The sequence below is a fragment of the Bradyrhizobium sp. UFLA05-109 genome, from assembly GCF_054185165.1.
The window spans coordinates 12,633-33,667 of record NZ_JBBIAR010000056.1 but is presented as its reverse complement, the minus strand read 5'-3'; the positions used below and the strand labels follow the sequence as shown (position 1 = coordinate 33,667).

General features: G+C 59.2%; 19 protein-coding genes and 2 pseudogenes. 8 read left to right on the top strand and 13 right to left on the bottom strand.

Features of this window, described 5'->3' with window-relative positions:
* Positions 1-233: 233 nt before the first annotated feature.
* Positions 234-419 (bottom strand): hypothetical protein, encoded by a 186-nt coding sequence (locus tag Q3C01_RS32600; RefSeq protein WP_458149370.1) that lies wholly within the window; start codon positions 417-419, stop codon positions 234-236.
* A 936-nt stretch (positions 420-1,355) separates the two neighbouring features.
* Here Q3C01_RS32600 and Q3C01_RS32595 point away from each other — a divergent pair.
* The 4 genes and pseudogenes from Q3C01_RS32595 to Q3C01_RS32580 form a co-directional block, all read left to right on the top strand.
* Complete coding sequence (locus Q3C01_RS32595) at positions 1,356-1,784, top strand: hypothetical protein (RefSeq protein ID WP_458149369.1); 429 nt, start codon at positions 1,356-1,358, stop codon at positions 1,782-1,784.
* 914 nt (positions 1,785-2,698) lie between these two features.
* Complete coding sequence (locus Q3C01_RS32590) at positions 2,699-2,947, top strand: hypothetical protein (RefSeq protein WP_458149368.1); 249 nt, start codon at positions 2,699-2,701, stop codon at positions 2,945-2,947.
* 59 nt (positions 2,948-3,006) lie between these two features.
* Positions 3,007-3,537: a hypothetical protein gene (locus Q3C01_RS32585; RefSeq protein WP_458149367.1), complete on the top strand. Its 531-nt coding sequence runs from the start codon at positions 3,007-3,009 to the stop codon at positions 3,535-3,537.
* Positions 3,538-3,629: 92 nt separating this feature from the next.
* Positions 3,630-3,884, top strand: a pseudogene (locus Q3C01_RS32580) (dihydrodipicolinate synthase family protein); the annotation flags it as partial.
* 65 nt (positions 3,885-3,949) lie between these two features.
* Here Q3C01_RS32580 and Q3C01_RS32575 read toward each other — a convergent pair.
* The 5 genes and pseudogenes from Q3C01_RS32575 to Q3C01_RS32555 all read right to left on the bottom strand — a co-directional run bounded on the left by Q3C01_RS32575 (position 3,950) and on the right by Q3C01_RS32555 (position 8,475).
* Positions 3,950-5,680: an NF038122 family metalloprotease gene (locus tag Q3C01_RS32575; protein WP_458149366.1), complete on the bottom strand. Its 1,731-nt coding sequence runs from the start codon at positions 5,678-5,680 to the stop codon at positions 3,950-3,952.
* Between the two features lie 227 nt (positions 5,681-5,907).
* A pseudogene (locus Q3C01_RS32570) lies at positions 5,908-6,117 on the bottom strand (hypothetical protein); the annotation flags it as partial.
* Positions 6,117-6,689: a hypothetical protein gene (locus tag Q3C01_RS32565; protein ID WP_458149365.1), complete on the bottom strand. Its 573-nt coding sequence runs from the start codon at positions 6,687-6,689 to the stop codon at positions 6,117-6,119. The gene Q3C01_RS32565 and the pseudogene Q3C01_RS32570, both read right to left, overlap by 1 nt.
* Positions 6,690-6,715: 26 nt before the next feature.
* On the bottom strand, positions 6,716-7,975 hold the full coding sequence (locus tag Q3C01_RS32560; RefSeq protein WP_458149364.1) for an adenylate/guanylate cyclase domain-containing protein: 1,260 nt from the start codon (positions 7,973-7,975) through the stop codon (positions 6,716-6,718).
* On the bottom strand, positions 7,972-8,475 hold the full coding sequence (locus Q3C01_RS32555; RefSeq protein ID WP_458149363.1) for a hypothetical protein: 504 nt from the start codon (positions 8,473-8,475) through the stop codon (positions 7,972-7,974). Before Q3C01_RS32555 ends, Q3C01_RS32560 begins: the two co-directional genes overlap by 4 nt.
* Before the next feature lie 260 nt (positions 8,476-8,735).
* Here Q3C01_RS32555 and Q3C01_RS32550 point away from each other — a divergent pair, with 260 nt between their 5' ends.
* Positions 8,736-9,509, top strand: coding sequence for an SDR family NAD(P)-dependent oxidoreductase (locus tag Q3C01_RS32550; protein ID WP_458149362.1), 774 nt, complete (start codon positions 8,736-8,738; stop codon positions 9,507-9,509).
* An 813-nt stretch (positions 9,510-10,322) separates the two neighbouring features.
* Here Q3C01_RS32550 and Q3C01_RS32545 read toward each other — a convergent pair.
* Positions 10,323-10,871: a helix-turn-helix transcriptional regulator gene (locus tag Q3C01_RS32545; RefSeq protein ID WP_458149361.1), complete on the bottom strand. Its 549-nt coding sequence runs from the start codon at positions 10,869-10,871 to the stop codon at positions 10,323-10,325.
* Between the two features lie 592 nt (positions 10,872-11,463).
* On the opposite strand from Q3C01_RS32545, the gene Q3C01_RS32540 reads away from it, so the two are divergent.
* The 3 genes from Q3C01_RS32540 to Q3C01_RS32530 all read left to right on the top strand — a co-directional run bounded on the left by Q3C01_RS32540 (position 11,464) and on the right by Q3C01_RS32530 (position 15,563).
* The gene (locus Q3C01_RS32540) at positions 11,464-12,444 is read left to right on the top strand and encodes a site-specific integrase (protein WP_458149360.1); all 981 of its coding nucleotides are present in this window, start codon (positions 11,464-11,466) and stop codon (positions 12,442-12,444) included.
* A 1,827-nt stretch (positions 12,445-14,271) separates the two neighbouring features.
* On the top strand, positions 14,272-15,057 hold the full coding sequence (locus tag Q3C01_RS32535) for an ATP-binding cassette domain-containing protein (protein WP_458149359.1): 786 nt from the start codon (positions 14,272-14,274) through the stop codon (positions 15,055-15,057).
* 83 nt (positions 15,058-15,140) lie between these two features.
* Positions 15,141-15,563: an OsmC family protein gene (locus Q3C01_RS32530; RefSeq protein ID WP_458149358.1), complete on the top strand. Its 423-nt coding sequence runs from the start codon at positions 15,141-15,143 to the stop codon at positions 15,561-15,563.
* Between the two features lie 652 nt (positions 15,564-16,215).
* Here the strand turns inward: Q3C01_RS32530 and Q3C01_RS32525 are convergent.
* The 6 genes from Q3C01_RS32525 to Q3C01_RS32500 all read right to left on the bottom strand — a co-directional run bounded on the left by Q3C01_RS32525 (position 16,216) and on the right by Q3C01_RS32500 (position 21,034).
* Complete coding sequence (locus tag Q3C01_RS32525) at positions 16,216-17,289, bottom strand: tyrosine-type recombinase/integrase (RefSeq protein ID WP_458149357.1); 1,074 nt, start codon at positions 17,287-17,289, stop codon at positions 16,216-16,218.
* Positions 17,290-17,294: 5 nt separating this feature from the next.
* Positions 17,295-17,492 (bottom strand): hypothetical protein, encoded by a 198-nt coding sequence (locus tag Q3C01_RS32520; protein WP_458149356.1) that lies wholly within the window; start codon positions 17,490-17,492, stop codon positions 17,295-17,297.
* Between the two features lie 157 nt (positions 17,493-17,649).
* Positions 17,650-17,964 carry a tyrosine-type recombinase/integrase gene (locus Q3C01_RS32515; protein WP_458149393.1) on the bottom strand — a complete coding sequence of 105 codons (315 nt, stop codon included), beginning with the start codon at positions 17,962-17,964 and terminating at the stop codon, positions 17,650-17,652.
* A 66-nt stretch (positions 17,965-18,030) separates the two neighbouring features.
* Entirely contained in the window at positions 18,031-18,513 is a 483-nt protein-coding gene (locus Q3C01_RS32510; protein WP_458149355.1) for a hypothetical protein, read from the bottom strand.
* A 418-nt stretch (positions 18,514-18,931) separates the two neighbouring features.
* Positions 18,932-19,165 carry a hypothetical protein gene (locus tag Q3C01_RS32505; protein WP_458149354.1) on the bottom strand — a complete coding sequence of 78 codons (234 nt, stop codon included), beginning with the start codon at positions 19,163-19,165 and terminating at the stop codon, positions 18,932-18,934.
* 1,320 nt (positions 19,166-20,485) lie between these two features.
* Positions 20,486-21,034 carry an ANTAR domain-containing response regulator gene (locus Q3C01_RS32500; RefSeq protein WP_458149392.1) on the bottom strand — a complete coding sequence of 183 codons (549 nt, stop codon included), beginning with the start codon at positions 21,032-21,034 and terminating at the stop codon, positions 20,486-20,488.
* Position 21,035 lies beyond the last annotated feature (1 nt).

Sequence of the window (21,035 nt, the reverse complement as noted above, 5' to 3'; positions counted from 1 at the left end):
GAATTGGGTTTGCTGCCCGCGCCGGTCTACATCAAGAATGGGTTGATCGAGACGGTCTCTCGCACCACGAGCGCCACGGGAGCAGAGCCGATAGTGCCAGTGCCCGACGGGGCCAGCGCCGACAGTGCCTGGGTCCTCGCGGCCAGAGAAAGCGAGCATCAACCTCCGCGCCCCACGCGGCGCAAGCGCTTGCGCCCGCTAGCGGGCGCGGTTTGTGTTGAGGTTATAGACGGCTAACGAGGCTCCGGCGGCTCTTGCTTGTCAGCTGCGTCGCGCGCGGCCAAGCGAAGTTCAAGCTCTCTGAGCTGCTCAATCAGCAAGTCCACGATTTCTTCGTAGTCAGAAGTGTTCAGTGAATGTACGCCGCGCAACGACATTTGGTTCTGGAGGATCGTCACCATCAGGGCTTTGACGCTCAATGAATCGCTCTTGTCTGAAAATTAGGTCGTCATAAAATTCAATTTGAAGTAGATGCCAAACAATGCCGATGCGCAACGCCCGTTAAACTACGGACAAGGCACGAGAACAGCGAAGGTCTTCGCGGCGCGCAATGAGACGTGAGTGCGACGCCCACTATTCCTGAGCAGGCGTGGAGGTTATCCGCTGGCAGGGAAGGCACCTGTAGACCCGCACGGCTCTGCGCTCTCCAATCGAAGGCAACTGTCCGAGGAGCATCATTTCGCGCGTGCACTTCTCGCACGCTGGAGCTGGCTTGATAGCCTCATGGGCTCGCATGGCAAGGGACCGCTACCCGACCGACGACGGCCGGACCACTTGAGAAATTTACGGGCGAATGGAGGGCACCAGCCTCACCTATCAATGGGACTGTACCGTAAACGTCGGCGGTCGATCTCTTCTCGCAGCCGCTCGGCCTGCTGCTTGGCGGCTTCACCTATCAGGCGATGACGGCCTCCATGGAGATTGTCAGCCTGTTGCTTAATGTTTTCGTACAGACGCAAAACGCTTTCGTCGCTCAGCCCTTCAACACCCATGACGCAATTACCTCATTAAACTTGATCAAGTATTCGGGGATCATTGCATATCATCGGGTTTTTGGCGCGCGGCGATAGTGTGTGCGCGAAGGCGGCGCGTGCGCATGGCCCTGATCAAGTGCCGGTCGCGGCCAGTGGTCAAATGGATTGGGGATTGGATCGCCGCCGGGCTATTGGGCGTCGTGGTTGTGGATAGGTCTGCTGTTACCGTCATACCGGACGCCGATCCATAGTCGTATGCACCGCTGCTTTTGACCCTACTGAGACATTGGCTGCCCTCGTGGACACCGCTCCCGATGCTAGTTTCCCCTTGGCGCGATCTTCGCTTAGCCTAAGTTGCAGTGTCTGAGACTGGGAGCGGCCATGAGGCGCCGCGAGTTCATCGGTCTGATCGGTAGTACGGCTGCATGGCCGCTCGCCGCCAGAGCGCAACAGCCGAAGAAGATTCCGCGCCTTGGCTATCTGGCACCCGGCGTCCTCCCGAACGAATATTCGGAATCCTTCTTCCTCTCCCTGCGAGAACTTGGATACATCGAAGGGGTCAATATCCAGATCGACCTACGTTTCGCACACGGAAAACTGGCGGCGCATCCAGACACCGCGCTGTTCATCGGGTCGTTAGGATCACCGGGGCCAACGCATTGGGAAACCGATCCATCCGAAGGCGATGCCATTCCGGGAAGACTATTATGTTCGGACGCGAGATTTCGCGTTCCGCAGCAAGTTACAAAGGCGCGCGGGCCTTCTTTCAACTGTTGCTCACGTCGGGGCTATGTGATCTGGAAAAATTGAAGGCAGCGTCGCTGAGTAAGGGGTGGCATCGCCTAGGTTTAATTGGGCCCTTGCGTGAGGTGGACGCGCTGGTCAGACCAAGCTATTCGCGGCGCGCATCGGCCCTTAGGCCGTCAGGCGTAACCTCATAGTCCTCGCCCCGATGTCTGAGCCAGCCTGCCTTGACCATCGCGATTGCGGTCTCCTCGCTGCATAAACGGTGGTTGTCGCCAGGAGAATACAGTTTCCCATTGTGTGCGATTAGGCGGCCATAGAGGTGCGCCTGCCTCAACACTCTGCGCATTCCGGGCGAGGGCTTGACCATAACACCTATAAACTGTGGTTGCCCGTATTCGTTCCGGTGAATTTATCGCTGCGCGTCGTTGGCGGCGATGGGGAATTCCCGGAAATCGATGCAGTTGGCACGGCGAGAGCGACGGCCCGTCACCGACAGAAATGCCAATCCACTGTCCAATGCCAGAGCAGAAAGGCCGCCCGAAAGCGGCCTCTGAAAGTCTAAAGCGCTGATCTAATAAAGTAGGTCAAAGAACCTTCGGCGGGATAGCCGCCCGCACCCGGGGCTCAAGATTGCTACGAATTCAAACGTCTTCAGCCCCGGTAGCCACTAAGGCTAGGTTTGCGGGTGCAGTCGCATAGCTGAATTATTTTTCCGAAGAAGGGAGTAGAGCTAACGCCTCAGCCGCACGTTCGGCCGCGATGCGGTCCGAAGTCCCTTAAAGCCAGTCGCGGGACTTGGCGACGCTGCTGGGCGGCAACCGAACTGCCACCACCGGTCCATGACGCCAGTGTCCCAATTCACACACTGCGATTGAAAAAACGTCTGTCTGTCGGATTTCAGACGGACTGGCCGAGGCCATCCGTCCAAACTTGGGGCGTTTCAACCGATTGATATTTGCGATCCGCTACAGGTGAGGATGGCCCTGCAATTCCATCGTGCCGTCGATCACATAGAAATATGGAGCGCACGCAGCGAGGGCTTTTCGTTCGTGATCGCCCATGAGAGCCCCACTGGCCCCGGCTTTCACGGAAGCCTCGGCTATGTCGCGTCATGGCGCCATCTGAGCAGAGGCGCGATTAAGATCGGCGGTTCGCCCTTCAAAACGTTCGCCGAGGCCGAGGAAGCCTCCAACGCCATGCTGAAGAATCTGACGGGTAAAAACTGAGGCACGTGCGCGAGGCGCTTGCTTCGGAGATGCCCCAAGCGGGCGAAGATCGCTGTCCCATGGCGGATATTTTCGCCAACGTCTACGCCAAGTGTGTCGAATTCCTCGCCGGCCGGGCGGCGGAACGCATGCTGCTCGACGGTGAGCCTGCTGTGCCGGCCGATGATCTGCGGCAGGCGCGCGAATTGGCGATGCTGATCTGCAAGAGCGAGGAAGCCATTGAGAGCTTCTTGAAGCACTGCGATGTCGCCGCGCGCGATCGGCTGATGCCGTATGGCGATCTCCTGATGGTGCTGTCCACCATCTTGCGCATCAAGCGCACCCTGGACGGCGCCGAGATCGACAAGATCATCTGGGAATTCGAGTCGCGCAAGGTGTTGGCGATTGAGCGCCGGCAGCGGCAAGAGTGGCGCAAAGCCGAGCTGGCCGCGAGCCGCTTTCGTGCGGAATGTGATCAGCTCGATGCTGCGCGGTTGCTACATCACAGCTCAAGCACCTGCTCCGCAAAGCTGCCGCGCGAACCGTCGACGCGGTCTGCGCCGCAATCGGCCACACACTCTTCACGCCCAAGGAGGGCGCCAACTACCTAAAAAACTCAGGCTATCGGACCTAATGCCATCACGCTTTAGCGCTGTAGCCGGTTTCTCTTGAAGGCCACGACGAACCGCCGGTTGCGCCGACCATCTTCGACGATCGCGGCGAACTCGATCTCGAGGGCCAGCGGCGCTGCATCGACTTTATGATCGACGCCGGCTCGCATGGCATCTGCATTCTCGCCAATTTTTCCGAACAGTTCGTGCTGACGGATGCCGAGCGCGAAGAGGAGATGGATGCGGCGCTCAAGCACGTCGCCGGCCGGGTGCCGGTGATCGTGACGACGACGCATTTCAGCTCGCGGGTCTGCGCCGCGCGCAGCCGTCAGGCTCAAGAGGCCGGCCGCACTGTCGCTCACTAGAGCTAGTTGCTGACCACTACCGCCACCGCCATCCCCGACAGTCTGCATCAAACGATCAGAATGTCGGCGCTGTGCAACACGTAGCTATTCTGCAGATGCGCCATAACGACTTGTCCGCCGGGCGCGGAGCCGTTGGAATCGAAATAGAGTGTATGGGTTGAAGTGTTGAACCAGAATTCCTGCGCCGTGTTGGTCGGGCCGGTCGCATTCGCAACAAAATGCGATGGATCGAGCACTCCGGTATTAGCGCCAGCGACCGCCAGGTGGTTGCCGAAACCCGCTGCAGCAAAGTCGACCAAGTCCCCTGCGTGGAAATTGTAAATCTGGTCGATACCTTCGTTAGTAGCGTTGAACACAAATTGGTCAATACCGGACCCGCCAAAAAGTTTGTCATTGCCGGTACCGCCGACCATCACGTTGTTTCCTCCGTTACTGGTGACCGTATCGTTGCCGGCCAGACCAAACATGATGGCGTTAGAACCCGAAATCGAATTCGCGCCGGCGTTGCCGACGATGACGTGAATCGGGACCGAGGCGTTGTTATTCTCGTTGCTCTCGGCAACCGTGGAAGTGCTGTCGGCAATCGCGCCGAGGTAATGGGTGCCGGCTGAAAGATTCGTCGGCAAAGACCATGCCATCGACTCGCTACCGCCGGCTGGTAGCGACGGCGACGAATACGTGCCAAGCAGCGTATCCGAAGTGGTGATTGCGCTGTCGGTTGATAGATAGAGACCGGTGGTGGAAGACGCCGCCGAAGCTTGCCCGCTGTTCTGCAGCGTGAAATGGACGGTGGTACCCGTCAGGCTCACTGCGCTAATGGAAAGATCGGGGAGAACCGGGGGCGGATTGGGCGCCGTACCCAACCCAACATGGAACCCTAGGGCGTCAAGCTGCTTGAGGTCCACCGAGGTGAGGGTCTGTAACGTGCCGTTAGTATAATATTCGTTGAAGGGGTCGTTGGGACCCTGGACGCCGCCGTTGAGAAAATCGCTGGGGTCCGACGTCTGTCCGTAATCGGCTATCTTCGTCACGCCGCCGTCCAGCGAGAAATAAGCTGCAGGAGCGGTAGCGCCGCCCGAGAACAGCCGCGTATCGGGACTCGTATAGCGGAAGAGGTCGAAAATATCCGGCGCCGTGCCGTATGGGATGCGGCCCAGCGCGTGGGTCAATTCATGAAGCGCGACGCCGACCAACAGGTTCGGATTGATGTCGGTTGCGAAAGTCGCGCTGCCGTCGTCGGTGGTGGTGTCGTTGGGATTCATTAGGCCCAGAACCTTCATCTGGGCGTTCCAGACCGCGATATTCGACTGTCCCTGGATGCTCGTTCCACTGGGCAGCGCGTTGAAGGTAGTATCTCCCGGCGTCGCATCGGCCAACAGATCGGACGTGATCGACGAATAGCTCTCATAGTAGCCAGTGTCAGGGCCCGCGGCGGCGCCGCCACCTGTGCCGCTGTAGTCGATTTTGATATTGACAGTGATCTGATCGGAGATCGACGCGCTCAAAATGGAGGCGGCCTGCTCGATTCCGGTCTGGAAACTTTGGGGCGCGGCCATCGCCGCCGCGTCGAAAATCAGATCAAAGGTGATGCCGCCGGAGTTTACCACGACCGTGGAGGAGGAGCCGGTCGCTCCGCTGCCAGATCCAGTCCCGTGGTTCACGGAAGAGTGGCTTCCACCGAAGCCCGCATCTGCGGGAAGGAAGCTTGCATGGATCGCCTGCCCGACAACATCGAAAGTATCGTCGTCGGACGGAGAGAAAGCGAACTTGGAACGCATGTCTTGTTTCCTGATCCTGGACGACCTGAAAAACTAAATTCTAAAAAGCCTGCAAGCTCACACGACGGACACCGCCAACCCCAGAGTCGGGCTAGACAGCTTAGGCGCAGTTCGTCGCAAAGGTTGTATCCAATTCACAACACCATGCCTAAAATGACATCGCGCGACCGCGAGAAAACCGGAAACCCGCCGGGTCGATCCCGGCGGGTCTCTGCTCTGAGCCTTTGTTAGGCATGTGCTGCGCGCCGGCTCAAACAGCGGCCTGACATCGGCGCCACGGGGACCGCAGGCCAGGGCACGCGCATCCAGACATCGCGCTCCTCATCGGTCGTCAGGATCACCGGCATCGCTTTGGGGTGGATCGGCGCAACGACCGCATTCGGCGCGGTCGTCAGGAAGCCGTAGACCTGATGCGGACCCGGCACCGGCTTCGACCTCATCGCTCAGGCACCCCGGCCAACCGCATTCCCTCGCAGATGCGCTCACGCCCAGCGAGATAAGCGGGATTGTCGGTCGATGCGCCATCGTGAAACCGACGAATGGTGAAGGTTGGATCGAGTGCAAGCCCTGCCTTTGCTGCGGCCTTCGCTTGGTCCAGCGAGCCCAGCAGCGCTAAGGCGGCAGCGAGAGAAATATGACTGATGGGATAATTTCGATTGACCTCGATACTCCGGAGTAGCGCGCTTGCGGCCTCAGCATCGTGACATAGCTGAAGTTTCGCGAACCCGGCCACCAGAAACCAGCGGAAAGCGACGACATCGCGAGGAGAGAGGCGGATCGCTTCACGGATGTGGGCTTCGGTTTCCTCACCACGCCCCACGAAGTACTTACCGAGACCAATGAAGCTGTGTCCGTCGGCCAAATTACGGTCCAGTGCCAACGCATGTTCGCATTCCGCTAAGCCTTGAGCCGCGCGGTTCGTATACATTTGAACGGCGCCCAAGAGCATATGGGCAAACGCATGGTTCGGCACGCGGGACAATGCCTTCATTAAAGTTGTTTCTGCCATAGCAAGTCTTGCAGCGCGATCACCGGCTATGAAGGCCCCCGGAACCGCCAAATCAACACTCGCCACACCACCATTGCTTCGATATTTAGAGGGTCGAGCGATAACGCACGCTCAAAAAGGCTCCGCGCCTTTGCCATATGTTCTGGAGTAAGCCCTTTGTTCCACCAAGCCTTGCCCTGAAAGTACAAGTCCATCGAGTTGGGATTTGATGAACGTTCCGAGCGTCGGGCCTCAGCTGTTATGAGTTCGGCATTTAGAGCGTTGGCGAGCCGCGATACGATTTCATCCTGCATGTCAAAAACGTCGGCAACAGGCTTGTCAAAACGCTCGGCCCACAGGTGGTTACCCGTTTCGGCATCGATCAACTGCACATTCACCCGGAGGCGATCGCCGCCACGTTGCACCGAGCCTTCAAGCACATAGCGGACATTCAGTTCGCGCCCCAGCTTTTTTGCGTCGATGGCCTTGCCCTTGAACGTAAACGCCGTGTTGCGCGCGATCACGAACGCACCCGAGATGCGGGACAGATCCGTGGTCAGGCTCTCGGTCACCCCGTCCACGAAGTATTCTTGCTCGGGATCGCCGCCGATGTTCGCGAACGGTAGCACCACGATGGACAGGTGCGGAGCAGAAGCTGTCAGGGGGCTGGTTTGCTGAGCGCCGTTCGCACGAACACCAACCGCATAAGCATGGACTGGCCGCGCGATGTTCTTGAGCGTCTGTTCGCCAAGATCAGTGAACTCGACCGCGACCTTCTCGCGAACCTGTTCGTAGGCGGATGACGAGATGCAGATACCACCGGGCTCCGCGATGCCCTCTAATCTTGCCGCGACGTTGACACCGTCCCCGAGGATGTCGTCACCCTCGATCAGGATGTCCCCGAGGTTGATCCCGATCCTGAAAAGCATCCGGCGATCAACCGGCACCACTTCGTTCCGTTCGGCCATCACTGCCTGAACAGCAACTGCGCACTCGACTGCATCGACCACCGAGGGAAACTCAAGCAGCACACCGTCCCCCGTGGACTTCACGAGACGACCGCCGTGCCTTGCTACCAGCGCATCGATGACGACGCGGTGCTCGCGGACTGCTCGGGCCGTGCCGACTTCGTCGGCCCCCATGAGCCGGGAATAACCGGCGACATCCGCCGCCAGCACCGCCGCCAATCGCCGCTCGACGCGCCCGCCCGCCACGGAGGCCCTCGCTGATGCACTTTGGGCATCAAACCACAGGGGTTTGGGCACTTCCAGAGCGAGAAAACGCCCGAAGGCGCGGTCGATGGTCACGGGTCGAGCGGCTCGCCGCTCTCGTCGGCCTTCTGGAGGCAGAGGTTTGCGATTTCCGTGCGCACCTCAAACACAACCCGCTCGATGCTGCGCCGGGTCGCCAGATCGCCACCCGGCGCGCACCGCGCAGGCATGCTCGACAGGGCGGTCAGCGTGACACCAGCGAGTTGATCGATCAGCGCATCGACATCCTCCCGGCGCACCAGTTCGCGCCGCTTTTCCATCAGCCTCAGTTGCAGCATCTCGGTCTTTGCCTTGACGTGATCGGCGTCTGCTTCGCTGCGCGGCGATTGCCGCTTCTCGCGCCGCAAGTATCGCAGGTAGGCGACGCGGCATTCGTCGAGCGGGAAGCCGTGCCCATGGCGTTCGATCACACCTTCCGCTTCGAGCTTGTCGATGTACGTTCGGTTGCAATCCAGGTGCAGCGCCAGTGCTGACGCGCTGACGGTCGCAGCTCCCTCGGCGGCGGGTGGGCCATCAACTGTAATGGTCTCAGGCATTTGTATCGGTCCTACTGCATTGCCGCAGGATAGCTCACTTTCGCTTCCGGCGGCATAGCGGACCATGCCCGGACCTGCCGCTGGCTCGACAGTCTGTCGTCAAAGTTGAAGCCGCTTGTGGACCTGAGTGCTAAAACCGCCCTGAACGAACAACTTCGCTCACAAGCGTCTTGGCCTTTTCACACAGCCAAGACCCACAGCGGACCTCTTGCGCGAAATTTGGGCGCGGGCGAAGATCACCTCAGGCTGGGGTATGCAAAATGGCCAACGAAAGTCCGTTGTTCTCGCTTGATGGTCAGATCGCGCTCGTGACCGGCGCATCGCGTGGACTTGGCCTCGCTATGGCCGACGGCCTCGCCGAAGCAGGTGCCACAGTTTTGCTCAATGGCCGGGACGCGGTCACGCTCGACGCGGTCGTGAATTCCTTACGAGAGCGTGGGCTGAAAGCAGATAAGTCGGCTTTCGACGTGACCGACCATCAGGCAGCATGTGGTGCCATCGAGACCGTCATTGCTCGATATGGCCGGCTCGACATTTTGGTCGCCAATGCCGGCATCGTCCATCGCATGCCGTTGGATGATTGGACACTTTCGGACTGGGATCGGATACTGGCTATCAACCTCAGGTCCTGCTTTAGTCTTGCCCAGCAAGCCGCTAAACCGATGCGCCAGCAAGGACGTGGGCGAATTATCTTTACAACGTCGATAGCAGGCATAATCGCCAGAGCTGGAATTCACGGCTATGCCGCTTCAAAGAGTGGACTTATTGGCCTTACTCGTTCTCTCGCAATCGAACTCGGCCATCACGGCATTACGTGCAATGGCATTTGCCCCGGCTATTTTGAAACGGAGCTTACCGCTACCATCTTGAAGAGTGAGGAGTTCGTGACGCGGCTCAATATCAGAGTGCCTTTACGACGTTGGGGACAACCGCGCGACCTCGTCGGTGCGGCTGTCTTTCTTGCATCGAATGCAGCATCGTACGTTACGGGCCAGCAAATCGTCGTTGACGGTGGGTACACCATCACGCTCTAGAGGCCATTCGAAGTTCAAATGGTCGGCAATCGGCCAATCGCGTCATTTCGCGGCGATGAAGCGCACCGCGTTCTTGTAACTGCAACCACGGATCTTCTCGCGGCAGATATTCTCGATAGGGGCGGTCTCGCGTACCCCGCATTTTCCACGCGCCCCAGAGGACCCGGACGACCGAGTGGGGACCGGTGGCGTCCACTCCCGGCGTCTCTTAGGCGATACTGGAAAGCCGTCGGCGACGGACGCTTCCCTTTTGGCAATGCAGTTGATAGTCACTCGCGCTAGCAGATAATTCGGAAATGAATTTGTCCCAAAGCAATGAAAACGAAATTCATAGTGAGAGTGTCTCTGATCAAAGAAAGGGATCATTACCGCTATGAAAAATCTGTTCTTGATCGCAACTGCCATTGCCGCCATCGGCGGCGGAACGAGCATTACAGCCACCGAGTACACATACCGTCCTACTTTTGAATTCCAGTACACATACGGTCCTACTTTTGAAGTAACGGGCTTTCCGATCACGTCCCACCAAGTCGCAGTGTTGGGAGCGGCTCACGTTGAGGAGCGCGCAGCTCCGCCCATACTGACGTTCGGTGGCATGCCCATTACTCCCCATCAGCTCGATGTCCTGATGCCGCGTTCGAAGCCAGTGAGAAAGTTAGCTGAGAGGTCGTCGCCTCCCATTTGATGAACGCGCCGTGTCGCGCGATAACAATCGCGCTCATCTCCTTGACCGAGGCACTAGCGGCGATGGTTGTCTGGGCTAAGGTCCCGTGTACCCCGCACTTCCTACCCGGAGCGCGTCCACCCGGGGACCTACGTCACGCCTCTGTAGGTTCTCCAGCTAGCCAGTCGCTCGGCTGCGTCGACGATCTCGTCCGGCGCGCTGATCTTCAGCCTTTGAAGTAGGCGGACACGCTGTTCTGCGACCTGCGTTGCGGTGCCACCGAGCCGCTCGGCGATCTGAGCATCCGTTTTCCCGGCGGCAAAGCGCCTCAGGAGTTGCTTCTCGCGTGGACTGAGCGGTAGGTTGGTCATGGCCGTCTGTCTGGGTTCGGCAGCCCTGCGGATTTGTGCCATGCACTGGCCGTGTGTCAATTCACGGTTGCGAGCAAGGGCTCGCTCGGCCAACGTGCGCTCGTGCGCAGATAGCTGGCTAAGCAAGAACTCGCGCTCTTCGGGGGCTTCGGCGGTCGAGAAGACGAAGCCTAAAACAGGCTGCCCGATGCCCAGCATCCGAATGGCCTGCTCTGCCGTTACGGCTTGCTCTTGCATGGTCTCCCGAACACGGCGGCCATCTTCGAGCGAAAGCTGTCCGAGCAGAAATTCACGTTCGGCGTGCGTTTCGAGGATCGGTCTGTTCATAGGCACACCCGCTTGCAGGCGAGCAGTGAGGATCATACGCCAATTTGTGAGGACCGATTATTACAGTTTCCGCGTGAGCCAATTGCGCTGCGTCAAGTGTGCCCGACACGCCTGCATCGAGCGCGGCGCTATTGCCAGGGGGACAGGCGTCCGGGGCAAGGCGATAGGAAGGCCGTACAGCGCGGCGCAGGCCGCGCCAGCGCGCACAGGTTCGCCGCAAATGCACAACGCCGCTCCAACCGAGTATCTTGGTCGGGCGGCGTCGGCCTTGGCTGGCCTGAAATGCCCCAGCAGGTATTTGTAGCAAAGACTGATCTTAGAGCAGTTGATCCGGCTCAATGCCGATCCCGTTAGGCTCCCAGCGCGCCCCGCCCAAGCGTTTTTCCGGTCCCTGTGACCGGACTTCGCGCGCATCAGCGGACCTCCCAACGGCTCGGCGGATCGGGACACAACGGCGGACACATCCGCCTATACGCTCCCTGAGGCTCCTATAGGAGAACAGGGGGGCACGTTACGCGAAGCCTTCGAAGGCTGGAAGAAAGAGCGCGAGCGCCCCGAGGGTACTCTGCACGAGTACAGCCGGGCTGTGGAGATGTTCATCCAGCTGCACGGCAACCTTTCCCTCTTGCAGATGAGGCGGTCCCACGCTCGCACATATCGCGAAGCGTTGCAGTTGGTGCCTAAGGTGCGCAAAGGCCCGCTCCTGAAGGCGTCGCTGCCAGAGCTGAGTGATTACGGCCGCGCGCACCCAACCGCCCCAAAGGTGTCCGCAGGCACCGTCAATAAGCAGCTGGGGGTCGTGCAAGCGATAGCCGGTTGGGGCCACCACCACGGGCTTGTCCCCGACGATGTACCATGGGCGGATCCGTTCGCGGAGATGCGCCTTGAGGAGGAGCAGTCGGAGCGAGAGCCGTTCGACGCTCGCGACCTCCAGACTATCTTCGACGCACCGCTCTTCACCGAGCATAAGCTGCCTACGGGAGCCAAGGGCGATGCGGGGGTGTGGTTGCCGCTCCTCGCGTTGTTCGCGGGGGCCCGCCAAGCAGAGTACGCCGGCCTTCGTGTGTCTGACGTGCGCGAGGATGAGGAAACGGGCATTCCGCTCATGTGGTTCTCTCGGGACATCAAGGCGGGACGGCGCCTCAAGACCAAGACGTCCGAGCGTGTCGTGCCTGTCCACCCTCAGCTCGTCGCCCTTGGGTTCCTGAAGTACGTGGCGTGCCGGCGCAAGGTAGGCGACAAGGCGTGGCTGTTTCCCACCGTTGCTCCTGATCAGAAGGGCGCCCTGAGCGCTTGGTCTAAGTGGTGGGGCCGCTATCTGCGCAATCACGTGGGCATCAACGACCGTAACAAGGTGTACCACAGCTTCCGCTATGGCTTTCAGGACGCACTCCGGCGCACCACGCCTGATGAAGAATTGCGGGACGCCCTGACAGGACGAAGCAGCGGCAAATCTGTTGGCCGGACCTATGGTGCCAAGGAGATGACCGCGACGGTGGGTCGAGCAGGCATTCGGTGCCGGGCGGTTCTGCCGACGCCTGCTGGTCGACTGAAACCCTACCGCACGCTCTGAGTCTCTTCTTGGCCCAGAGCGTCGGTCAAGCACTTTCAGACTGTCCGCCACTGCAGTGTCGATCTCGCTCACGGGCTCGCGCTTCTCTTCGGAATCGGTACCAGGGCCCTTCCATCATGGGATTCGAGGACGAGGTAGTACAATCTTTCGCGCGGCCTTGTCGTCAGTATGAACGGCAGGTTCAAGCGGACATGCGAACTCACCTCATCCATCGTCCCGCGAGGGACATCTTTCCACTGCTGGGTGGATCTCGGGTCTTCGGGAGCGCGCCTGTGGCTGGCGGGTCACTCCGATCGTTAGACAATCATATTCTCGTCTTGCCAAATGTCCGATCGAGATTGTTTTTCTCAGCGACGGATTTTATCTACACAACGCTTACTCGCCCCGAGGACGCAACTTCGCATGCCGTCACGAGGAAATGCCGGCCCGACTGGGACATCATCGCACCCGAACTGCGGACGGCATGGTAGCAAGGACGCAAGGAGCAGTCTTATCCTTAGGAAAGACCTACATCAAATCTCTCCGTGAACAGCAATAGGAAAGGAGCGTCACATGATCCGTAAGGCAAAAGCAGTTCCGGCTAGGCTACCAGCGCAACCCGATAGGCTGACAGCCGCAAGACCAAGCCATAGGTAGCGATACATCTGGAAAAATGCCTGCCGCGAGGGATAACTCCGCAACCCACTACGACAGACTTGGCAATCAATTCTTGTGATTTGAAGCCAATTGCTTGTTATACACGCCAAAGCAAGTAGGCCGCCGACGCATCAGCGCCGTCCCAGCGCAGGCCGTCTGGCCGTGGTCAGGTCGACACCACCGTGATGATGGTGCCAACCGACCCCGAGCCCAATATCAAGCGGCCATTTGCAACTCGTGCTTGGCGCTGCTGTCGGGGAAGTCGCAGTGACGGAGGACGCGGGGGGTATCCTCAAGGGTAACGTCTCGCGTTGTTACCAGCAACCGGGCGAGAATATTAGACTTGCGTGGCGCTATGGCCGTTTGCTCTTGATGCCGCTGGGTATCGTCTGGGGTAACTCGTCGCGTCGTTACCAGCAACTGGGCGAGACAATTAGTCGGCATCTGAATTCTCCCGTTGTCGTTGATACTGAGCAAGCTCACCGCCTCTGTGGTGGCAGTACCGATCATGACTCCGCTCGATTTCGTAGGAACGTCGAGTATCGTCGATTTGGTTTCGGAGGAATGTTGAGTATCGTCTATTTGGTTTCGCTTGTATTGCGGACCCTGTCCTTACCTACTCCGCGGTGCGAAGCGCCGGAGCGGGCCGCGGGACTTCGACGGGGGAGGGTCAAAAAATAAGCATTTCCCGAATTTCCGAGCGCGGCGGCGCTGCGACGTTAGCGGGCTTTTGCCAGCAAAATTTTTCTACGGTAGCTGGTCGCGATGGTCGCGGTCGTTCATGCGGCATCTCCGAACGGCGCGCATGTGCCCTCGGCCGTCCGCCTGACCTGTTTCCAAACATGGTCGCAATAGGTGGGGCTGTACGAGAAACGCTCACCAGCGGCGTCCGCAGGACCCTTGCGCGGGCCGTACAGATCGATGCGCGGCAATGGCGGGACGTGGCCGATCGGAATGCAATCTCTCGGGATCATGGGTCAATCCCTCGCCATCTCGCGGTCGTTCATGGTCTGCTCTCCTTTACAGGTTGGGAAAGGCGGTTGGCTGAACCTTGGCGTGGTGCGCTTCCCAATAGAGCAGCGGGCTGAGTACGGCGGCACACGCGATTGTCAGGAAGATGATGGTCATCGGCGTCCCCATCGGGCTCAGCAAAGTGTGTCTTGGATCATGAAGTTCTAAGAACACCAGGCCGTGTTGACTGTGCCGCCCATCACACTTATCAGCGCTGAAAAGAAAAGGGCCCCGGACAACCAGGGCCTTTATGCGGTTCTGCAGGGTTCAACTCAAGGTGTTTGGCGAGGTGAGCTGATTGAGAGCTTCCATTTCCGCTGTATTACTGCCAGAGAACGCGGTGTCAACCACGAGCTTCGGGCACTCTGGAAGCCTGAGAGAGATCGAATTTCAGGGCTCAGGCTTGCACACACAAGTACAGTGCCAAGGCAAACGTCAAAGGTCTCAAATTCGCCGAGATCGCTATTGGCCTCGATGGAGCCTCTGGACCGATTCGGTTTCGTCGACAGACGAGCTCTGGAGGAAGGTGCGCGCGCGATCCTGACGCGACTCGGACATTCGCTCGATCCGCGCGCCAAGGTAAAATCCCTGACGGTCGCCGATCAGCAGATGGTGGAGATCGCCAAGGCATTGGTGGGCGAAGCAAAGCTTCTAGTGCTCGACGAACCGACCGCCGTCATCTCGGGCAGCGAGGCCGAGCTTCTCTTCGACACCGTGAGACGGCTAAGGGACCACGGCGTCTGCATCGTCTACATTGGGAGCACGCCTGTGGCTGGCGGGGCACTCCGGTCGTTAGACAATCATATTCTCGTCTTGCCAAATGTCCGATCGAGATTGTTTTTCTCAGCGACGGATTTTATCTACACAACGCTTACTCGCCCCGAGGACGCAAATTCGGATGCCGTCACGAGGAAATGCCGGCCCGACTGGGACATCACCACACCCGAACTGCGGACGGCATGGTAGCAAGGACGCAAGGAGCAGTCTTATCCTTAAGGAAAGACCTACATCAAATCTCTCCGTGAACAGCAATAGGAAAGGAGCGTCACATGATCCGTAAGGCAAAAGCAGTCTGGCACGGTACCGGCCGCGACGGGAACGGCTATCTCTCCAGCGATTCCGGCGTGCTGGCCGAGACTCCCTATTCCTTTAAGACCCGTTTCGAGAATGAGAAGGGGACCAATCCGGAGGAGTTGATCGCGGCTGCCCATGCAGGCTGCTTCACGATGGCGCTGGCCTTCGGTCTCCAAGGCGCGGGCTTTACGCCTACCGAGCTCTCGACGGAGGCCGCGGTCACGCTGGAGCCCGAAGGCAAGGGATTCAAGATCAGCACGTCGGCACTCACCTTGCGCGCCAAGGTGCCGAATCTCGACGATGCGGGCTTCGCTCGCTTCGCTGACGAGGCCGAGAAGAATTGTCCGGTGTCCAAGGTGCTCAACGCCACAATCACGCTGGACGCGAAGTTGGTCTAGTCTGACCAAAGACCTTGGGATCACCAGGAAAGGCGCGCTGATTTGGCGGCTGTTCGACAGGCGTGCACCTCGTGGCGATCACCTTGACGACCATTCCGGCCGCCTGCTCGCGCCATTGCGCGATGCACGGCGCCTTTCGATGCATTTCGAAGGCGTGTCATCCCTCGGGCAAGCTGACCACCGGTTGACCACCGAAACCCCGTGAACAAACGGCGATAAAGGTGGTCAATCGCGAGCAAACTTGATTGTTTTTATTGATCTTTTCGTTTGCTATTCACGTTCGGGACACAGATGTCGTCCTCGGTCAGATCGCAGCTTGAACCGAATGCCGGTATCGGTGGTTGCGCCTCTGCGATTTGAACCTGCCCGTGAACTTCACTGATCGTTTGCTCGTGGACCAGAGTCTGCAGACGGTTGGATGTTTCACTGTAAGCCATTGATCAATAATGATCGGATTTTGGTTCGGTTGGAAAAATTCTCTTGAAAAATCAACGCTGACAGCGTGTCTCTTAATCAGCGGGTCCCAGGTTCGAGCCCTGGTGCGCCCACCACCTCTTGCCCAAGCGTCTATTTTACTTGGCAATTTTCTCGGGTGCGACAACACCCTCGGGTGTGGTGCGACAATTTTCGTATTCTTTTCGTTCGAGCGTGATCAGAAGCATGGCCTCGCCGGCAAGGCGCTTCTGTTCGGCGGCCCGGGTATAGACCTCGGCCATTGGGGGGTGTCCCAGTCGAACATGGCCATCAACTGCCGCGTCGTGGCGCCGTTCTCTGCGGCAAGCGTCGCACCGCACTTCTTCAAGCCGTGAGCCGTGCATTGAGGCAAGCCAGCTTCATCGCATCGGTCGCGGAACCAGTTGCCAAAACCCGCGGGCGTAAAGGGCTTGCCATACTCGGATTCCAAGAACGTGAAAGAGCCGCAGGGGCTGTCCTCGATGATCTGCTTCAAGACCGGGAGCAGGGGTTTTTGCACCACGGTGCGCCGCCGGTAGAGCGTTTTCTTCGGCACGTAGGTGATCCAGTCACCGGTACGCGTGTGCTGCTTGCCGAGCGTGACCATGTCCTGGCGCCGCGCGCCGGAAAATAGCAGGAGTGAGAGCGCAAGACGCGCCTTGCGCGCTTTCTTCTCCGATCCGCTGTGGTGGCCGAGGAACTGCTGAACGTCGGGGATGGTCCATGTGTAGAAGCCAGCGCCCTTAACACGCCGCCCCGCTTTTACGTCGCGCACCGGGTTACTGGAGAGATGGTTGTACTCCACACCCCACGCGCACAGTACAGAGAGATGCTTGCGGCGGTTGGCGCGCGCCCCCGGACCGTCGGCGGCTTCGATCATGCGTTTGATCTTTTGTGCAGTGAGATATCTAAGCGGGCAATTCCCCATGGGCTCGGGATCGTCATCGGAGAGCGAGACCCGCAAGCATTCTTCAAGGATGTTGCGCCGTCGCGTCTGACTGTCGGGCATCAACCGCAAGAACTCCCCTTCGCCTTTCGACTTGAAGTGCTCCGCGGCAAGCCAGCCAAGCGAACCGCGCGGATGCGGTGTTACCGTCACGGTAACAGAGCGCCGGCCTGGCAACTGTTTCACCGCGGCAGCATAGGCTTCCGCGAACGCGGGCGTCCCTTCCTGCTCGCGTATCCGGATGCGCTTGCCGCCGCGGCGCACGTAGATGCGCGGATTGCCGTGGCGGTCCTCTTCCCGGCTCAGATAGGGCAGGTCGGTTTTCATCGCGGTCACACCTGCTGGTCCTCCCATTTGGAGGCATGGGTATTCTGCTTGATTTCGGGGACCAGGTAAGAGGGATCGACCGGCGTCGCGCTGACAATCAACGTGCCGTCGCGGCGGACCCCGACGACATGACGCCCCGCGCGCTCGACGCCACGAATGGCGCGCGCGAGGGACGCTTCAGTGAATCGCAGCGATTTGGTCATCGGGGTTGTGCGTCACGTTGTAGGTGTACGCGATACCGCGTGGATAACCCTTATGGCTTCGTTAAGCCCGTCATCGGGTTACGATGAACACCAACTCGTCGTGTGTGGCGGACGAACCGGTACGCCCCGCGGAGCAGTACTTGCCACGATCTCCACCCTAAAGGCCATCACTCCGCCAGAAATCCTTAAAGCGCGTGGGGGACAGCTCCGTATATCGCACCGTGTGCTGGATGTTCTTGTGCCCGAGATACGCCTGAAGCGCCCGGGTGTCGTGCCCCTTCGATGCGAGCGCGAACCCACAAGCATGCCGCAGCATGTGGGGGTGGGCCTTGAAGCCGAGGTTTGCCTCCGCTCCGGCACGCTCGACCATGCGCGCAAACCCTGCGGTGCTGAACGGTGCCCCGCGCTCCGAGGTAAATACGAATGGCGACTTCGGCTCTTGCTCGCGTTGGAGCCGCCTTAGGCTCGGCACATCTTCGGCGGGGGCGTGTGCCGGGCCGCCAGCCCTTTTCACAGCTGTGGATAAACAGTGGGTAACTTAGTTCGCGCCGCCGAGGGCTGATGCCAGTCCGACAAAAAGCAGGACAACACAGAGCTGAGAAACGACGCCAAGTGGCCAGCTCAGCTTTCGCTTCGAGTGAATCCAAGCGTGAAACCGCTGCAGTGATCGAAGCGGTTCCTTCGGATATAGCTTGCTCACCAGTCGCATGGGGTCCGGCAACATTGCCCCCAATGCGCCAGCGAGCACAGCCGGCCCGGCACCGTAAAGCCAGAGCACGACGCCCAGGCCGATGCCAGCATCTACCGTAATCAACCCGAGATCTTTGACTAACAGCCAGATGAGGGTCAGCGCCGACTTGGTGCTTCGTCGCCCCCTAATCGAGTGAAGCGGATAGTCGACATGCGGGATCGCGTCGATCGCAAAATGGCTGGCCACACCGATCACGAAGGCAGCTACCGGATGATCCGGTATCAAGCTCGCCAATGCGGCACCGACGATGGCGTGTGTTGAGAGGATCATAGTTCCCCACGACAAGGGCAACTGCCGCCGCGGCTGGACACCAACAAGTCACCGCTGCGAACCTCTGAAGCATCTCGCAAGAAATGGGGCGGGAAAGAAGCGCCGCGAGGAGGCTTGCTTCTGAATCTTGAAGACCGTGTTTCGAATGCGACTTAGCACAATGAGGCTCCTCCTTTTTTTGGACGCGCAAGCCTGCGGCCGGACGCCAAGGAGCGGCTCGGCGCTCGGGCTAGCGAAAGGCCGGAGCCTTCCGCGTCGCCGCCGCCGCAGTGCGCGCACTTCAAAAATTTGGCCCTGGCTCGAGGAGGCTCAGGCGAGCTGAGGCCGAGTGGCCGAGCCGGCCGGTGCGGCGGCTCAGGTAGACAGCATGCCTGACGGTCGCCTCGCAATCGGCCTAACTCGGATTTGCCACAACCATTCAGCGCGCCTCTGGTTCTGGGGCAGCGTCATTCATTCGCAGCTGCTCTAGCCCTTGTTCGATTACTCGCAGGTCCTCCTGAACCTGGTTCAGAGCCAGACCCGGATCCATGCCGGACGCGGCTTGTCGGCCTCCGAGCAGCTTGTGCCGAAGTTCACGCATGTCCTCCAATGCTCGGCGGTTCTTCAAACGTACATAAGCGGAAACAATCAATTCAATCGTGTTCGATGGCATGGGTGCTCCGGAAATACGCTTCCTGAAAAAGGTGCTGTCGGGCTCGAAATACTGATCCCGGCATCGCGGTATCTTCTAACTGGGCACTGAAATCCCAGTTGATTTTGACTGTGCAATGGTCATGCCACAGGTTTGTGACAGGGCGGTCCTCGCGCCCAATGAAGAGGCCCCAGATTAGGGGGAATGCCGGGGCCATCGTCAACGCAGAGAATAATGCCTGACTGTCAGGATCAGGCCCCGAACCGGCAATCTGCTTCCGAAGCCTTCGTTCCTAAACGCACTAACCACGTCCTCCTGGCTGTGGAGAAGTGGACACCCTTTGGTGACGGCAGCTGACATGAATCGGCTGACGTATCGACGGCGACGGAATCCGAGAGGGCTGGACAGTCGCAACCAAGGCCGTGCGGCATAGATCCCGCACGGCCTTGGCTCATGACGCTAATGCAGCGCGCCGCTCTTCGCTCTTCCTGCCGGGCAGTGGCTCGCTTTGCAGGGATGATCGGCAGGTCGCACTTTCGCGGCCGGATCATCACCCATCATCGATAGGAATCCGAAAACACAAAGGGCGACGACAGCGCAGACGGAAAGGCTTACCGCACCGCGCACCATCAATTGTCCTAATTCAGCAAGCACGCGAAACTCGCTCGCTGCTTTTAAGAGTGCTTGCTTGCCTCAAGACGGCGAGAAATAACTCGCTGCCTATGAAAACAACGCTGCATCTCGCGCGAGGTGAAAAGATCGCAATTGCGTCAGTCATTGCTTCCCCGAAAAAAAGACAATTGCGGGTAAGGCAGGGTAACGAATGCAAGTTAACAAGGCTTAGGGGAGATCTTAAATTTTGGCCCCAGCTCGAGGCGACTCAGAGCTGAGGCCAATTTTCCGGACCGACCGTGACGTGAGCCCAAGCAGACAACATGCCTTAGGGGTGCCCTGCATGCGATTGGCCAATCGGCCTAACTCGACCGCAATGGCACTGAATTCGCGTTTCGCCTTTCAACCCCGTCTCCGACCATCCGACCATCCGGCGGGTGGCTGCCCTAAATCGAGCCCCCATCTTCACGCAGATCGCCCAGAAAATCACGAACATCGGCAGAGTGACGAAAAACACAAAGACGCTATTCACATCGCGGTGCCGCGCAAACTCGCGGTAGCCTTCTGAGCAAATCTTCACGTGCTTGACCCGGAGACAGGAGCGCCCAGGCGTGGACTTGCACAGGTTTCAGTGCGCTCTCTGCAATGACGTACTTACGATCCGTGCCGCCTACGAAGATCCTATGCAGAGTTGCGGCATCAGCAGCAGCGATCTCAAGCCGGCAATTGCTATGCCGTTCGCGTAGTCCGGTTCGGCATTCCTCCAGCAGCGAGGATCTCCGCGCTCAAGACCTCGATCGTCGTGCGATGTCGCATTGCCGTCTGCCGAATGAGCGCGAACGCCTCGGTCTCGGACATATCGTGACCGCGCATGACCTGCAGGACGGCGGCGAACACAACCCGCCGGGACCTGATGCGATCCTCCAGCTTTTCGATGTGCGCGGCTTGCTCCACTCTTCGCTGCCCTGAATCGAACGCGATCACCAGGGCGGTGTAAAGCCCGGCAGAGCGGAGCGGCTTGACGAGAAAAGACGCTGGTCGCAGATCGAGCAGCCACTTCAATCGACTGGGCGTTTCCGTTCCGATCAGCGCTATGATCGGGACGCTACCCTTCCACATGGTGGCGTGGTCAGACTTGATGGGAATGCTGTCTGCATCCAACAGGATGACGTCGGAAGGCTGGATCGGCGGCGGCTCGGCCGGATCATGCTCGGAAATAGTCATGCCGAGGCGGCTGAGCTGGCGACGCACGATCGGGATTTCGCGCTCATCTCTCATG

Excerpts from the sequence above, each read along its gene's own strand:
- Q3C01_RS32595 (WP_458149369.1), top strand. The coding sequence starts at position 1,356 with ATGAGGCGCCGCGAGTTCATCGGTCTGATCGGTAGTACGGCTGCATGG.
- Q3C01_RS32590 (WP_458149368.1), top strand. The coding sequence starts at position 2,699 with ATGGCCCTGCAATTCCATCGTGCCGTCGATCACATAGAAATATGGAGC.
- Q3C01_RS32585 (WP_458149367.1), top strand. The coding sequence starts at position 3,007 with ATGGCGGATATTTTCGCCAACGTCTACGCCAAGTGTGTCGAATTCCTC.
- Q3C01_RS32575 (WP_458149366.1), bottom strand. The coding sequence starts at position 5,680 with ATGCGTTCCAAGTTCGCTTTCTCTCCGTCCGACGACGATACTTTCGAT.
- Q3C01_RS32565 (WP_458149365.1), bottom strand. The coding sequence starts at position 6,689 with ATGGCAGAAACAACTTTAATGAAGGCATTGTCCCGCGTGCCGAACCAT.
- Q3C01_RS32555 (WP_458149363.1), bottom strand. The coding sequence starts at position 8,475 with ATGCCTGAGACCATTACAGTTGATGGCCCACCCGCCGCCGAGGGAGCT.
- Q3C01_RS32550 (WP_458149362.1), top strand. The coding sequence starts at position 8,736 with ATGGCCAACGAAAGTCCGTTGTTCTCGCTTGATGGTCAGATCGCGCTC.
- Q3C01_RS32545 (WP_458149361.1), bottom strand. The coding sequence starts at position 10,871 with ATGAACAGACCGATCCTCGAAACGCACGCCGAACGTGAATTTCTGCTC.
- Q3C01_RS32540 (WP_458149360.1), top strand. The coding sequence starts at position 11,464 with ATGTTCATCCAGCTGCACGGCAACCTTTCCCTCTTGCAGATGAGGCGG.
- Q3C01_RS32530 (WP_458149358.1), top strand. The coding sequence starts at position 15,141 with ATGATCCGTAAGGCAAAAGCAGTCTGGCACGGTACCGGCCGCGACGGG.
- Q3C01_RS32525 (WP_458149357.1), bottom strand. The coding sequence starts at position 17,289 with ATGAAAACCGACCTGCCCTATCTGAGCCGGGAAGAGGACCGCCACGGC.
- Q3C01_RS32520 (WP_458149356.1), bottom strand. The coding sequence starts at position 17,492 with ATGACCAAATCGCTGCGATTCACTGAAGCGTCCCTCGCGCGCGCCATT.
- Q3C01_RS32510 (WP_458149355.1), bottom strand. The coding sequence starts at position 18,513 with ATGATCCTCTCAACACACGCCATCGTCGGTGCCGCATTGGCGAGCTTG.
- Q3C01_RS32505 (WP_458149354.1), bottom strand. The coding sequence starts at position 19,165 with ATGCCATCGAACACGATTGAATTGATTGTTTCCGCTTATGTACGTTTG.
- Q3C01_RS32500 (WP_458149392.1), bottom strand. The coding sequence starts at position 21,034 with ATGAGAGATGAGCGCGAAATCCCGATCGTGCGTCGCCAGCTCAGCCGC.